Genomic DNA, 15088 nt, shown 5'->3' with positions numbered 1-15088 from the left:
AAAGCGGTGTTATGCACCGCTTTTTTTATGAAATCTTAGTCATATTTTTGATATTATTCTTGCAAAGAATAAGAAAAATTAGGTAGATTTTGACGAAGTAATGATGAGGGAACTTTTGGATGTCTTATTTACGTTTATGCAAAGGATTGTTGCTTGTAGCTGTTACAAGTACGCCTTTAATGATCGGAAGTCTGGCAAAAGCAGCCCCGCGTGAAATTACGGATTTTGAGGCCCGGAAGCTTACTTTCAGTGCCCTGACGGCGAATCCTGTTGTGCATCATTACTACCATTATCGTCCGCTTAACAGATCCAAACCCTTGGCAAGACCTGTGGCTCTGGCGAGTCGTAGAGCGCGCGTAGCACCGATCAGGACGGTCACGTACAGAGGGCGTGTTGTGACGCATCATCAACGTAACAGACATCATCGTCGCGGCTGATTTTGAAAGAGCAGGGCCTCTTAAAAGGCTCTGAGAGCGTCCTCTAAAATCTGTAGATCCCCTTTCTTATCGACGAGAGCGACGTCAAATCGCGTATTAGCCCGGTTCCATTCCGGGTGTGATGTTAATAAATAGTCAAAAGATTCCAAAAGGCGGCGTGATTGCTTTTTTGTGAGGGCAAAAGCGCTTTCATAGTGCGTTTTGCGTTGTTTGACTTCAATGCCGATCAGCCAGTCATCATTTGAAATAATGAGATCAATCTCACCGTATGGTGTACGGATCCGGTGAGCAAGGATATCGAAGCCTGCCTTTTGAAAAAAATCAAGAACGCTTGCTTCGGCATCCAGGCCAGTTTTGAAAGCTTTAATCCCCCGGAGTCTTCGTGAGGCTCCGGGAAAGAGTTTTTTATGCGCGGTCACGGAGAAGCTGTGCAGCTTCCAGTGCGAAATAGGTCAGGATGCCGCTACATCCAGCACGTTTAAATGCCAGAAGGCTTTCCATAATCGTTTTTTCCCGGTCAAGCCATCCATTTTGAATGGCAGCCATCATCATCGCGTACTCCCCTGATACCTGATAGGCAAAAACAGGGACAAGAAAATTATCTTTCACACGCTGAATGATATCGAGGTAAGGCATACCAGGTTTGACCATGACCATATCAGCGCCTTCCTGAAGGTCTATTTCAACTTCACGAAGAGCTTCATCTGAATTGGCAGGATCCATCTGGTACGTTTTTTTATCTCCGGAAAGAAGATTGCCTGAGCCAAGAGCATCACGGAAAGGACCATAAAAGGCAGAGGCATATTTCGCGGCATAAGACATAATGCGCGTATTGACGTAACCATTCTCGTCAAGGAGTTCACGAATTGCGGCGACCCTGCCATCCATCATGTCTGATGGTGCAATAATATCAATCCCGGCTCTGGCCTGATTTAAGGCCTGGCGGCTCAGGATTTCTACAGACGGGTCATTAACAACGTAATTATCAATAATGAGGCCGTCATGACCGTGGATGGTGTACGGATCAAGAGCGACGTCCCCGATAAGCCCCAGTTCAGGATAGGCTTTTTTAAGCAGGCGGGCAGCCCGGCACATCAGGTTATCAGGGTTCAGAGCCTCGCTTCCGGTTTCATCTCTGACGTCCATAGGCGTCACCGGGAAAAGGGCAATTGCCGGAATTCCCAGTTTCACGGCTTGTCCGACATGTTCCTCAAGAAGATCAAGACTGACCCGGACAACTCCGGGCATAGCCTGGACCGCCTGTCGTTGCCCGGTACCCTCACACACAAAAACAGGCCAGATCAGATCATCACTATGGAGCTTATGTTCAGCAACCATACGTCTGGTAAATGAATCATAACGGTTACGCCTGAGGCGTGTGAGAGAACTGTAAGACATATCGTCCTTTCCAGGGGGCTGACTTGCTACTTTTCCAAAATCGTTTTTTTCACAAGTTTGCTGTGGTGGCGGCTATAACAGAAATAAATGACGACGCCGATAGCCAGCCATATAAAGAGGCGTAACCATGTTGCAAAATTCATGGAGAGCATCACCGTGCCACAGGATAGGATACCGAGGCCTGGGACAAGGAAATTCCCTCCGGGAACTTTGAAAAGACGGTGCATTTCTGGTGCGCGCACTCTGAGGATCAAAACGCCAAGACAGACAATCACAAAGGCGAGAAGTGTCCCGATAGACGTCATTTCACCAAGGATATTGATCGGCAGACATGCAGCAAGAACACTGCTGGCGACCCACGTGATGACATGAGAAAGAATGGGCGTACACGTCCGCTTGTTAAGACGGTTGAAGATCTGCGGGATAAGCCCGTCACGCGCCATGGAGAGAGCGACGCGGCTCTGACCAAGCAGAAGACCATAAATAACGGATATATAACCAAGCATGATCCCGATTTTAACAAGAACCCCGAACCAGGTGATATGAATCTTGTCAAGAACCGTCGCTACAGGGTTCGCGTTATTGGCAAAGTCATGATAGTCGACAACGCCAACCAGCACAGAAGAAAAGATTGCATAAACAACCGCAGTGACGACGAGGCTGCCTAAAATCCCGAACGGGATGTCTCTTTGTGGATTACGAGCGTCCTGTGCTGCCGTTGAGACGATATCAAAACCGATATAGGCAAAGAAAATCAACCCAGCTGCGCGCATGACACCGCTGAAGCCGAATTCACCATAATGTCCAGTATTGGGTGGAATAAATGGGTGAAAATGCGCGGACTGAATATGAGGCAGGCAGATAACGGTCACACTGGTGATGATCAGCAGTTTCAGGCCCACGATAATGGCATTGACGCGACTGGATTCTGAAACGCCGCCCATGAGCAGAAAGGTCACCAGCAATAGAATAAAGACTGCCGGCGCATTGAACCATGCCTGGGCTGTAGAGCCATCAGCCAGTTTAACCAGAGAAAATGTTGATGACGTAAAACGGGGATCCAGAGTGATGCCCCAATCCCGTAGCAATGAGATGCAATAGCCCGACCAGCTTGAGGCAACAGCAGAGGCATTAACGGTATATTCCAAAAAGAGATCCCACCCGATAATCCAGGCAATCCCTTCACCCATGGCAACATAGGCGTAGGAATAAGCGGAACCGGCAATAGGGATCATACCAGCCAGCTCAGCATAGCAAAGACCGGCAAAGCCACAGGCAATGGCTGCAATAACGAATGAGAGAATAACAGCCGGGCCTGCATATTGCCCGGCAGCAACGCCACTAAGAGAGAATAATCCGGCGCCGATTGTGACGCCTACCCCGAGAAAAACAAGCTGCCACGGACCAAAAACTCGTTTCAGCTCTGTTCCTGAATTGTCTTGTGAAGCTAATGAATCCAGCGATTTGGTCCGCCAGAAGGGCCGATTCATCAGAGATTACTCCTCTTATTTCCGCTTAAGTAACAAATTGGAAGCCACAGTTTTCAGGATCCTTCTGTGCTTAAAAGACTCTTTTTTGAACCATATAAAACATATATTACCATTCCAATAGCCCACCAGACCAGTAATCTGATCCAGGTATCGCCATCAAGAGAGACCATCACGGCACCACAAGAGACGATGCCCAGCAACGGGATGAGAAACGTCCCTCCTGGAACACGAAAAAGCCGTTTAAGCTCAGGTTCCCTGCGGCGTAATATTACGACTCCGCAACAAACGATAATAAAAGCAAATAATGTCCCAATTGAGGTCATATTGCCTAATGTGCTGATTGAGAAGGTGCCTGCCAGAAGTCCCGCCATAAGGAAGCAGAGAATATGGGCGTTCCAGGGCGTCTGTGTTTTCTTGTGCAACTTGCCGAAGAAGGAGGGAAGAAGGCGATCCTGGGACATGGTGAGCGCAATACGGCTCTGGCCCAGCAACATACCATAAATGACAGAGATGTAACCGAGCGTAACACCCAGTTTAACCAGACTGGCAAGCCAGGGCATATGCACCATATCAATGGCTGTGGCGACCGGATTGGCATCATTGACCATGGAGCGGTAATCAACAACTCCAACGAGAACGGCAGAGAATATAACGTAGATAAAGGCGCAGATAATCAGGGTACCGACAACGCCGATCGGAATATTGCGCTGCGGGTTTTTGGTATCAGCTGTCGCTGAGGAAACGATGTCAAAGCCCAGATAGGCAAAAAAGGCCATCCCGGCGGCGCGCATGACCCCGCTAAAACCGAAATCACCGAATTTTCCTGTATTGGGTGGGATAAAAGGTTCGTAATGATCATGCTGAATATGGGGAAAACAGACGACGATAACGCTGGTGATGACAAACATCTTTATGACAACAACGACTGCGTTTATCCGGCTTGATTCAGTCGTGCCGCGCATGAGCAGGAGTGTGATACAGAAAAGGATAAACACACTCGGTATGTTGAACCATGCCTGAGCCATATGCCCGTCAGGCATTATCACGGGAGTAAAGGAGGGGGCCGTCAAGCGGGGGTCAAGCGTGATTCCCCACCCTCGCAGGAGTGACGTAAGATAACCCGACCAGCTGGAGGCAACGGCAGCCGCACCAACGGTATATTCCAGAACGAGATTCCAGCCGACCGACCATGCAGCAACCTCTCCGATGGCGCAATAGGTATAGGAATAAGCAGAGCCGCCGGAGGTAATGAGGCCTGCCAGTTCTGCATAGCAAAGGCCTGCAAAACCACAGGCAACAGGTGCAATGAGGAAGGAGAGAATGACAGCAGGGCCTGCATGTTGTCCAGCAGCAACACCTGTTAAGGAAAAAAGACCAGAACCTACAGTAATCCCTACGCCGAGTAGAATAAGATGCCAGGGACCGAATATCCGCTTTAAACCTGACTGATTCGCATTGTCGTTATTAATTGGTTTCCTGCGCAGGAAAGCGTGATTCATAAGGCGTCCCTAGTGTTTGAAAGAAAATTGTAATCCTTTAAGGGGGAGAATAGACGTGCTTTGCGTCTACGACTATATAGGGAAGTGCACTTTTTCACGGAGACCATAGCTAGAATGACTCAGCAAGCCGGTCAGTTCGACCTCAAATCGTTTTTTCATCACTCACTTTCTGAGAGAGATCCTGAGATCAATGCTTTGTTAGGCGCCGAATTAAGACGTCAGCAGGATGGAATCGAACTGATCGCTTCAGAGAATATGGCGTCCTTCGCCGTGATGGAGGCCCAGGGCTCTGTTCTGACAAATAAATATGCAGAAGGGCTGCCGGGGCGCCGTTATTATGGTGGGTGCAGTGAAGTCGATAAAGTTGAAGAGCTTGCTATTGAACGTCTGAAAAAGCTTTTCGGGGCTCAGTTTGCCAATGTTCAGCCTCATAGTGGGGCGAATGCCAATCAGGCGGCTTTTATGGCATTGGGCAAACCAGGCGATACAATTCTGGGAATGAGCCTGGCAGCCGGTGGACATCTGACTCACGGAGCCGCCCCTAATTATTCCGGCAAGTGGTTCAATTCTGTACAATATGGTGTACGGGGTGAAGATGGTCTTCTGGATTATGAGGAAATGGAGCGTCTCGCCCGTGAGCATAAGCCCACGATTATCGTTGCTGGAAGTTCAGCCTATCCGCGCGTGATTGATTTCCCACGTTTCCGCAAAATTGCTGATGAAGTGGGCGCTTATCTGATGGTTGATATGGCTCATTTCGCAGGACTGGTTGCTGCCGGTCTTTACCCAAGCCCTGTTCCTTATGCTGATATCACCACAACGACGACCCATAAAACCTTACGTGGGCCACGTGGCGGGGTTATCATGACCAATGATGCAGAGCTGGCAAAAAAAATCAATTCAGCTGTGTTCCCCGGTCTGCAGGGCGGTCCTTTAATGCATGTTATCGCTGGTAAAGCGGTCGCATTCGGGGAAGCGCTGCATCCAAGTTTCAAGACCTATCAGGAAAATGTGCTCAATAATGCACGGGCTCTTGGCGATGAGCTCAAGAAGCTTGGTTTTGATATTGTAACGAACGGCACAGACAGCCATTTGGTTCTGGTGGATCTGCGTCCTAAAAAGGTAACGGGTAAACAGGCAGAAGCCCTGCTTGAAAAAGCCGGTATTACCGCCAATAAAAATGCTGTTCCCTTTGATCCAGAGAAACCTTTTGTGACGTCTGGTATCCGTCTCGGGGCGCCTGCTGCGACAGCGCGCGGCTTTGGTGAGGCAGAGTTCCGCCAGATTGCTCATATGATCAATGATGTTCTGAGTGCTGGGGAAGAAGACCAGGCCACTATCGAGCGCGTCCATCAGGATGTGAAAGATCTGTGTCGTCGCTTCCCGATCTATGATCGTGCGTCTGCCTGATTAACACTCAAGGGTTTTTGGTGCCGGGTCATTAGGTCTCGGCACCAATTTCAGCCTGGTTACCGTGTAAGTGTTTCAGGTGTGATAATACGGATTTTATGATGGACGGCCTGTTCGATTTCGCGCAGGAATTGCCTTTCCGATAAGGTGACTAATGAGACGGCCTTTCCTCTTTTCCCTGCCCGGCCAGAGCGTCCTATGCGGTGGATGTAGAGTTCCGGGCTTTTGGGAAGATCGACGTTAATCACAAGCAAAAGATCCTCGAGATCAAGGCCCCGGGCAGCGATGTCTGTTGTGACCAGGCATGTCAGGCTTTTATTGTGAAGCTGATCAAGAACTTTTTTACGTTCAGTCTGTTTGAGGTCGCTATGAAAGCTGCTTGCCTTAAAACCCCATGAGCGTATTTTCCGGGCAAGATCGTCAGAGGCTCTTTTGGTATTGACGAAAAGCATGATCTGACCATCAGAGACGTAGTGGTCCAGGATTTTCCTTACAATCTGCTCTTTTTCATCTTCGTGAAGGAATAAGGCTCTCTGCTGAAGGCGGATTGGCGTTCTGGTTTCTTCCTCAAGATCAATGGTAACAGGGTGATGTGTTACTTTTTTTGCAAACAGACGTACAGCCTCTGGGAGGGTTGCTGAACAGAAAATTGTCTGGGGACGGTCTGCGAGATAAGGAACAAGAGCCGTCATGCTCTGGGTGAATTCTTCGTCGAGCAGTCTGTCTGCTTCATCGAGAACCAGATAGGTAATATGACTTAAATCCAGCTCGCCGCGTTGCACAAAATCCAGCAGGCGCCCATGAGTTGCAATGATAATATCTACGCCACCTTCCATGGATTTAAGCTGCTGCTCTCGGGAGGTGCCTCCGCATAGAACCCTGGTTTTAAAACCTGTTTCCCGCGCTAACTGGCGGCATATCCCTGCTGTTTGATGAGCAAGGTCGCGTGTAGGTTCCAAAATCAGGCAGGTTGGAACATGTTCGAAATGTTCGCCCTCCTGTTTTTCTTTGTCTGTGAGAAGCTGCAGGGCTGCAAGCAGGAATGTGGCGGTTTTGCCGCTTCCGGTCTGGCTGGGAAGGAGAACGTCTTTCCCTTTTAATAAGGGAGGAATTCCCTTTTGCTGAATAAGCGTTGGTCTTTCAAACCCCAATTTCTTTGTGGCACGGCAAAGAAGAGGCTGAAGCCCCAAAGCTTCGAAACTGTTGTGAGACGGATCCTGACTGGAGGAATTTTTATCAGAGGAGGGCCGGTGGGAAGAAATGTCTGTCATAAAATCGAAATTACACTTATCACGGTCCTGTCTGGAATAGGGGCATGATATAAAAATGTCGATTCATGCAACACTGATTGCTGAAAATTACGCAGGGCATCTTTCTCAGGGCAAAGGACTGGCCGATAGAGCCGGTTTCAGTTGGGATTTTCAGCCTGTTCTCTTTAAGAAAAACAATCTGTTTTCCCAATGTCTGTTTCGTTCAAATTTCAGGATTCTTGAACAGATTGAGCCTGTCATCATTTCGCCGCAGACAGAGATCATTATAAGCATGGCAGGCAAAGGGAGTCGCGTTGCCGCTTTGTTAGGAAAGCGTCACAGGATTCCTGTCATACAGATTCAGGATCCCCGTATGTCACTTAGGGATTTTTCATTAGTGATCGTTAATGAGCATGACCGGTTGCGAGGAGAAAAAATTGTGACAATCCGGACGGCATTGCACGGCGTGACTGAGGAAAAGCTGATCCATGCACGTCAGAAATGGCAGGATTTTATCAGACCGGTTGAGCGAAAGGTCCTCGGGGTGCTTCTGGGGGGCTCGAACGGGCGCTATGTTTTCGGGGTGAAGGAAGCGGTTATGATTGCAGGAGAAATCAGGCAGTTTATCACAACACACCAGATGTCCTGTGTCATAACGCCTTCAAGAAGAACATCACCGGAAGTTCTTTCCGTGATGAAAGAGCACTTGAAACTTTGCGACGTGCGTTTTCTGGAAGGAAAGGGGGACGAAAATCCCTATCTTGGTATTCTTGCCTGCTCAGATTGTCTTGCTGTGACAGAAGATAGTGTCTCAATGATTTCAGAAGCGGTCGCGACGACCTGCCCTGTAGGTATTCTGTCACTTTCTGGCCAATCAACACGCCTGAAATCTTTTGTTAAAGGGCTGGAGGAAATAAGCCGTGTTTCTCCTTTTGGCGTAAATATGCCCTTAACGATTAGAGAAAGGCTTGACGATACTCCCCTGGCGGTAGAGAAAATGAAAAAGCTGTTAATGGATCAAGAGAGACCGGCATGATGAATGTTTTGACATTTGGGCCTGAGGGCGGGAATGTACTTTACAAAGCTCTTTCCCATCCCCTGGCAGTCGGGCCGATCAAAACATTAGAGGCAAGTCTGAAAGGGCACTCAGTTGCGCTTTATGACCCAGATGGTTATTTCGAAACATTCATAGGGCTCTACCCTGATTTTGAGATTACGACTTTCCTGACGCATAAAACGGAAGATGTTGGACAGCCTGCTCCTTTAGGAAAAACGTGGCGGCCATTGCTGGATCTGCCGGAATGCAAGGAGACTCACATCCTGGTGCTTTCTTTTGAGAAAGCCAAAATGCAGCATAGATTGGGTAATCTTCTCGGGCAGCGTCGTCTTTATACTCTAGAGTCCGCTCTGCTACCGACCAATTTCCGTCAGAAGGGGTTGTTCTATCTCGATAAATGTAATTTTGCCACCAACTTTGCATTTTTCCGAGATACAGATGACTTTTCAACACGTCTGACGACAACCAATTACTGGTCTCATTATGGGGCCAATGACGTCCGTTACTGGTTCCAGCTTTTTGATGAGTCCGGGAAGGTTCTGGCGCAATGGGAAGAACCTTCTGAAAAAGCAGGCGCTGGCATTGTCGTCGATAGTCGGACTGTGCGCCGGCGCTTTGCCCTTCCATCCTTTACGGGGCAACTCTTTATTCATGTTATCGGTGCCAGAGGGCATGATGTTGTCAAATATGCGCTCGATATCATCGGCCATAACGGAAATGACAGCCTGTCCGTCACTCATGACGCCAATGCCTGGCCGTCAGATCACTTTGGTTCACTTCCGGCCCCAGCCGGGGATGAAACAGTGATTGTCTGGTTGCAAAATAGCCATGGTACCACGGTTCCTCCTCAGGCTCTTTCTTTTAAAGTTATGGGGACAGAGGATGAACGTTTTTACGGTCAGGCGCTGGGGCCTTATGAAACGGTAGCGCTTGATTTGGGAAATTTGTTCCCTGATGTCAGATGGCCAGCCCAGTTTGAAATGAAGGCTGGGAAACATCTTGTGCGCCCTCGTTATGAAATTACTGAAAGCGGAAAAACACGCATTGCCCATTTAAATGTCATGCGGAGTGATTTGAAGCCGGATGTGACAATCAGCCAGATGCCTGCCTCATTGGGGCGTGGAATTTTATTGCCATTTCCGGTTTTTGATCCTCAGGATTTTGAACTCTTTCTCCAGCCTAATCCCATGTCAGAGCTGGTAGAAACGCTCCCCTTACGTGTTGATTTTTTCAATTCGCGGGGAGAGGAAACAGGGTCTCATTTTTTAGGAGATCTGAAGCGGGATCATAAAGGGGCCTTTGCCATACATGATCTGGTTGCTCAGTCAGGGCATGGGGAGCTGGTTTATGACTTCCGGGAGGGGGGCGTTGCCGATGGGTGGCTTCATGCCATGATGCGTTACAGCAATCGCTTGTCAGGTCATAAGGCAGAAACAAGTTTTGGAGGCCACATCTTTAATACCTTGATGACGTGGCGTAACGAACCTCAATCCTATGGTGGCCCTGCTCCCGGTTTAACGACCAGATTGTTCCTGAAGTTGGGCATTACGAGCGAAGGGCAGCCATTAAGGACATTCTGCCAGCTTATTTATCCCTGTTCAGGCACTAAGCGCTCTTCATCAGTCACCGTCCTCTATCTCTATGCCAAAGATGGCTCCTGCATTGCCGAGAAAACAATTTCCATTGCGTCCTCAGGCTCGAGAACGATCTACCCGGATGTGCTCTTTTCAGAGGAAGAGCTGAAAGAGGCAAGCGAGGAAGGCTATATCATCATTCGTGATCTGACATGCCGTTTATTTGGCTATCATGGTGTGGAAAATGAAAAAGGTGGTTTTTCCCTGGACCATATGTTCGGGTTTTAAAAGACTGGTTTTATGTGGCTAAAAGCCCTTGCTGCCTGAAAGGGAAGCTGTTAAAAGCGGCTTGCCTTTATAGGAAAGGATGCGTAGCTCAGCGGTAGAGCACTGCCTTCACACGGCAGGGGTCACAGGTTCAATCCCTGTCGCATCCACCATGATATTTCCCAGAAAAAAGCTTTTTCATAAACAGAGTATAGAGCTTCTGGTAAGATATTTAAAAAATAGTAAAATTTTAAGTGTAGAATATTGATTATGTACAGGTCAATATTCTATATGACGTTTGTGGTTACTTTTCAGATTAATTATTCACAATACTATTTGAGATTTTTTAATATGGAGATAGCAAAAAATGACTAATTATACTATATATGATTCTCCCAAGATATTGGTGACAAAAAATACCGTAAAAATAAAAGTTTCATTGCCAAAAGATTTTGCTAATTATAAATCAGCAATTCAGACGTACTCTATTGTAAATATAATTGGAGTATCGGTCATTAGAGAGAACGTTAATAAGCTGATAGCTAAACTTATAACGTCTATTATCTTTTTGCCTTTTCCTATATGTATGTCTATTGCTTTTTTATGTGGAGCTTCAAAAGATCATCCATATGACAAACCATCATTTGGTGGGGACTTAGTGTCTTTAATGGTAATTTTCTTGTCCCTTGCCTGGTTCATTCAGTTACTGTACTGGCTATTTAAGCCGAGGTATTTTCTTCAATTTTCTACAGGAGATGGAGAAAAGACTGTACTTGTAGATCATTCCAAGAAAATGTTGTCCTCGGTTAAAATAGCTGTGGAAAAAGCAATTTCTGAACAATAACAGACAAAGAATTTATGGTCTGATTATTTGGGCGCGTTCTGCCTTATCGATCTTATTGAAGACAGCGACAATGTCTTTAAAGAGACATTGTCGCGAAGTGGTCGCTTTAATAATTCGCAGCAAGATTGAAAAGGAAAGACCGTCCAATCGCAGGCGTGACGCGGTTGCTGAAAAGATTGCTGTAATTAAGGCGATTGGCCAGATTGTAACCGTTCAATGCTATGTGCCAGTGTTTCCCGAAATCATGTGAAATCATGGCATCAAAATCAACGGTTGCAGGCACATGCGCTGAGTTGGCGTTATCAAGCCAGACCCCTTCACGCCATGTGATGCCGCCGCCTATCGTAAGGTTATAAAGGGTCTTGGGGGCAATGACATAGCTGCTCCATAATGTTGCAGAATTTTTGGGAACGTACTGAATTCTTTTTCCCACATTCGCTGCTGTATCAGACCCTGTGACGCGACTGTCATAAAAAGCATAGGTGCCGATAATGCTCCAGTTTTTGGTAATATTTCCGGAAACGCTCAGCTCTATACCCTGGTTTCTTTCCTTGTCAGAGGAAGAACTGACATCACCAGTGGCCGGGTCCGTAATGGTGGAGTTATTTTTTTCCAGCCTGAAGAACGCGGCTGTGAAGCCCATACGCCCTTTGAAGGCATTATATTTTGCTCCGAATTCGTAAAGGCGGCTTTTTTCCGGTTTATAACCGGCATCAGTGGTGAAGGGGGCGTTACTGTTTGTGACATAAAGGCTTGTGGGGGTCGTTGCCTCTGCCCAGTTAAAGTAAACCATAATATTGTCAGTCGGGGTGTACATCAGGCTGACACTGGGATTAATCGTAAATTCGTTCTGGCTGATATGGGTGTCAGGCGTGGTTTTAACGCCGCCTTTAGCCGCATAATCACTGTACCATTGATCAAGCCGGAAGCCTCCTTTGATAGAGAACCATTTTGTTAGCCAGATCTGGTCGGAAAAGAAGAAACCAACATCAGTGGCTGCGCCGTCTTTGGTACATTTTCGGCCCACGCCGTTGGGAATATTGGCCAGATTGCCAGGATCTGTCGCACAGTTTGAGCGCCGAAGACCCGGAACATTGGGAGAAGGATTAAGGAGGTTTGTACCCTCTCTTTTTATATTATAGGGGTAGTTTTTCCGGTGATCTTCTACGTGCTCAATATCAAAACCTGTGATGAGTTCATGTTTGAATGTTCCGGTTTTAAAGCGGGCAACGCCTGAAAAAACGTCCTGGATCGACCAGTCACTCTGCCTGTAAGGGTTAGGCCCACCAAGCCCGCCATTGCGGGAAATGGCAGCCGTTTCTGGATGAGAGGAGAAGAAGGCTTTCTGACACCCCGCATTACAGTTTGGTTGTGAGGCTGAGAAATAACGATGGTAAATGCCGCCTCTTGTGTCGTTATAGACGGTCAACCAGGGAGCAACTTTCGCTGTTAAGCGCCCGGTGATCATATCTGTGCTGACATCATCATGATCAAAAGTCGTGCCATACCAGTTTTTGCGGTTAACGCCATATTCGGTAATGGGTTTTCCTACAGCAGAGCCAGGTTTCTTGACGACCCAGACGCCATAATCGGGGATGCGGTTATCATTCTGATGGAAATAATCAATGGTATAGGAGATATCCTCACCCATTCCAAAGGTGATTGAAGGGGCGATCCCCCAACGATGTGAGTAGATATGACTGCGGCCGACAACATCATTTTCATTCCCCATGGCTGAAAATCTGATAGCCGTGGTGTCGTTTAATTGCTGGTTGATATCGAGTGTGCCGCGGAAATAGGAACCGGAACCACCCGAGAAACTTCCCTGATACTTATTGCCGGCATGAGGGGTTTTAGAGACAATATTGATCGCTCCCCCCGTTGTTCCGTTGCCAAATATTTCGGAAGAGGGGCCTTTTATGACGGAGATATGGTCGTAATAAAAACTATCGCGTGTATAGACCCCGAAATCACGGAGGCCGTTTTCATAAATATCGTTTTGTGCCTGGAAACCACGTATCAGGAATTGGTCGCCTGACATGCCGCCTTCGCCTTCCCCGACTGAAGCTGTAATCCCGGGGACATTACGGAGAGCCTCATCCAACGATTTAACATTCTGCTGCTTCATCAGTTCCTGGGGAACGACATTGACCGTCTGGGGTGTATGCATGGCATCCTGCGGCATACGGCTCAGACCGATCGGTTCATTCAGGATATTCATGGCACTGGGGCGGCGTGCCTGCACAGTAATGCGCTCTTCGTCTGAAGAATGCTTTTGATTATGATTCGCAACTTCTGCGTTTTGAGAAGGCGGCTGAGCGTGCTGCGTATTATCCTGAGGTGAGTCATTTGTGTTTTCAGCCAGAGCTGAAGAAAAGCCTGTGCAGGCCAGGCTAATCATCCCGGTAGCAAGGGGAACAGGGCGTAAGCAACGGCGAATGAACAAAGACGACATAGCGGATTGATTCTTTCGATGAAAAAGATTTCCTCACCAAAACCATAGTTGAGAACAATTTGCAATTGCAGATAGGAGTAAAATATATCTAATTGGAAACTGTTGCGCCTATGCCACAATGTGATGTTTTAAAAATAATGGAAACTATTAACGAACGGTAAATTCAACAGGGACAGTCAAAGTAATAATATCTCCTTTAACTGTTTCTGGAGGGGCAGGGAGTGGTTGAGCTCGTTGAGGAAGACTGAGCGCTTCTTCATCAAGAAGAGAGTAACCAGAAGTTTTTATGAGTTTTGTATTAAGGACATGTCCTTGGCGGTCGATTGAAAAACGTATTATAGGCGCCCCTTCCTGACTGTCAGCCATGGCACTGGCCGGGTAGCGTTTGAACTTTTCAAGTTGTGCCAATAAGGCCGTCTGCCACGAAGTTTTATTATGGAAAGGGCTGCTTGTCGCACTGTTAACACTCTGAGTAACGGGTTGAGGCGCTGTCGAAGGAGACGAAATAGCTGGCGTAAAAGAAGGCTTTTCCCGCGCTTCTCTATGGGCATGATTTTTGGGAGAGCTGGACGTATTTTTATGTTCAGTATGAGGTTTCTTATTTTGTTTTTTCAATAAAATAGCGGGGTGAGGGGCGGGAGCAGAAGGCACAGATATTTTAGGTGAAGCTTCCTGAGGTGTTGATTGGGCGTTGGTTTGGGGTTTTTGAGGTTCTGGAGCGGTCTTCTGTGGTGCGGAGACGTTTGTTGCCGGCATTACGACAAGATCAACAGCCATTGCAGGAGGTGGAGAAAAAGCGCCGATCTGCTCAATATGGTCAGGCCAGTAACAAAAACAAAGTATCATGGGCGTTATGAGAAAAATAAAGCCCGCACTGATAAGCCGCCTTTGCTTTTTTTCTCTTTTAAGAAGATTAAGACGGTACGCGGTAAAGATTTCAGTAAAAGCCTGAATTCTGCGTGAAGTCTGCGCCGAACTGCTCATGAATTTTACGGATCCTGCCGCGTTACGAGGGCCACTTTGAGATAGCCTGCTTTACGCAAAAGATTCATGGTCTTCATGAGCGTTTCATAATCAATTGTTTTATCAGCGGCTAAAAAGATACGCTCATTCAGATTTCCTTTTGTTACATTCTTTAATGTGTTGATTAATGCTGGCTCTGTAATGTCAGTGTCATTCAGCGTGAGTGTGTGATTGGCTTTGATGACCAGAGAAACTGGCTGTGTCGGCGCGGGCGCAGCCTTTTCTGATGAGGCAGGAAGGTCGATCGGTAGATTGACCGTTGTTAAAGGCACCGTGACCATAAAGATCACTAAAAGAACCAGCATGACATCAATAAAAGGGGTGACATTAATGCTGTCCATCTCCTGCTGAGCGTTTTCATCCCCGTGACGAAGGCGGATCATG

The 15088-nt window shown here is 47.4% G+C and carries 13 protein-coding genes and 1 tRNA gene; 6 read left to right on the top strand and 8 right to left on the bottom strand.

Going from position 1 to position 15088, the window contains the following annotated elements; genetic code table 11:
• The first annotated feature begins 119 nt into the window (after positions 1-119).
• Positions 120-437: a hypothetical protein gene (locus ACSYSY_RS05060; RefSeq protein WP_491706503.1), complete on the top strand. Its 318-nt coding sequence runs from the start codon at positions 120-122 to the stop codon at positions 435-437.
• Positions 438-457: 20 nt separating this feature from the next.
• On the opposite strand, the gene ACSYSY_RS05055 is transcribed toward ACSYSY_RS05060, so the two are convergent.
• The 4 genes from ACSYSY_RS05055 to ACSYSY_RS05040 are packed head-to-tail and all read right to left on the bottom strand — an operon-like array spanning position 458 to position 4824.
• On the bottom strand, positions 458-856 hold the full coding sequence (locus ACSYSY_RS05055; protein ID WP_491706502.1) for a YraN family protein: 399 nt from the start codon (positions 854-856) through the stop codon (positions 458-460).
• Positions 843-1835, bottom strand: coding sequence for a porphobilinogen synthase (gene hemB, locus ACSYSY_RS05050; protein WP_491706501.1), 993 nt, complete (start codon positions 1833-1835; stop codon positions 843-845). Before hemB ends, ACSYSY_RS05055 begins: the two co-directional genes overlap by 14 nt.
• 26 nt (positions 1836-1861) lie before the next feature.
• Positions 1862-3325 (bottom strand): APC family permease, encoded by a 1464-nt coding sequence (locus ACSYSY_RS05045; RefSeq protein ID WP_491706500.1) that lies wholly within the window; start codon positions 3323-3325, stop codon positions 1862-1864.
• Between the two features lie 53 nt (positions 3326-3378).
• Positions 3379-4824 (bottom strand): APC family permease, encoded by a 1446-nt coding sequence (locus tag ACSYSY_RS05040; protein ID WP_491706499.1) that lies wholly within the window; start codon positions 4822-4824, stop codon positions 3379-3381.
• A 114-nt stretch (positions 4825-4938) separates the two neighbouring features.
• On the opposite strand from ACSYSY_RS05040, the gene glyA reads away from it, so the two are divergent.
• On the top strand, positions 4939-6234 hold the full coding sequence (glyA, locus tag ACSYSY_RS05035; protein ID WP_491706498.1) for a serine hydroxymethyltransferase: 1296 nt from the start codon (positions 4939-4941) through the stop codon (positions 6232-6234).
• Positions 6235-6293: 59 nt separating this feature from the next.
• Here glyA and ACSYSY_RS05030 read toward each other — a convergent pair whose 3' ends face one another.
• A complete protein-coding gene (locus ACSYSY_RS05030) occupies positions 6294-7505 on the bottom strand; it encodes a DEAD/DEAH box helicase (RefSeq protein ID WP_491706497.1) in 1212 nt (403 codons plus the stop codon).
• Between the two features lie 55 nt (positions 7506-7560).
• Here ACSYSY_RS05030 and ACSYSY_RS05025 point away from each other — a divergent pair, with 55 nt between their 5' ends.
• The 4 genes from ACSYSY_RS05025 (at position 7561) to ACSYSY_RS05010 (ending at position 11226) form a co-directional block, all read left to right on the top strand.
• On the top strand, positions 7561-8520 hold the full coding sequence (locus tag ACSYSY_RS05025; protein WP_491706496.1) for a mitochondrial fission ELM1 family protein: 960 nt from the start codon (positions 7561-7563) through the stop codon (positions 8518-8520).
• Complete coding sequence (locus ACSYSY_RS05020) at positions 8517-10403, top strand: hypothetical protein (RefSeq protein ID WP_491706495.1); 1887 nt, start codon at positions 8517-8519, stop codon at positions 10401-10403. Before ACSYSY_RS05025 ends, ACSYSY_RS05020 begins: the two co-directional genes overlap by 4 nt.
• Before the next feature lie 77 nt (positions 10404-10480).
• Positions 10481-10555: transfer RNA gene (locus ACSYSY_RS05015), tRNA-Val, on the top strand.
• A gap of 194 nt (positions 10556-10749) precedes the next feature.
• Complete coding sequence (locus tag ACSYSY_RS05010) at positions 10750-11226, top strand: DUF6232 family protein (protein WP_491706494.1); 477 nt, start codon at positions 10750-10752, stop codon at positions 11224-11226.
• 106 nt (positions 11227-11332) lie between these two features.
• Here the strand turns inward: ACSYSY_RS05010 and ACSYSY_RS05005 are convergent, their stop codons facing one another.
• The 3 genes from ACSYSY_RS05005 to ACSYSY_RS04995 all read right to left on the bottom strand — a co-directional run bounded on the left by ACSYSY_RS05005 (position 11333) and on the right by ACSYSY_RS04995 (position 15087).
• Positions 11333-13681 carry a TonB-dependent receptor gene (locus ACSYSY_RS05005; protein ID WP_491706493.1) on the bottom strand — a complete coding sequence of 783 codons (2349 nt, stop codon included), beginning with the start codon at positions 13679-13681 and terminating at the stop codon, positions 11333-11335.
• Between the two features lie 147 nt (positions 13682-13828).
• Entirely contained in the window at positions 13829-14665 is an 837-nt protein-coding gene (locus tag ACSYSY_RS05000) for an energy transducer TonB family protein (protein WP_491706492.1), read from the bottom strand.
• Between the two features lie 5 nt (positions 14666-14670).
• Positions 14671-15087 carry a biopolymer transporter ExbD gene (locus ACSYSY_RS04995; protein WP_491706491.1) on the bottom strand — a complete coding sequence of 139 codons (417 nt, stop codon included), beginning with the start codon at positions 15085-15087 and terminating at the stop codon, positions 14671-14673.
• Between the last annotated feature and the right edge of the window lies 1 nt (position 15088).

Source organism: Aristophania sp. ESL1100, from assembly GCF_058511235.1.
Note: the sequence above shows the minus strand (reverse complement) of the source record. Positions and strands in the feature narration are given on the sequence as shown.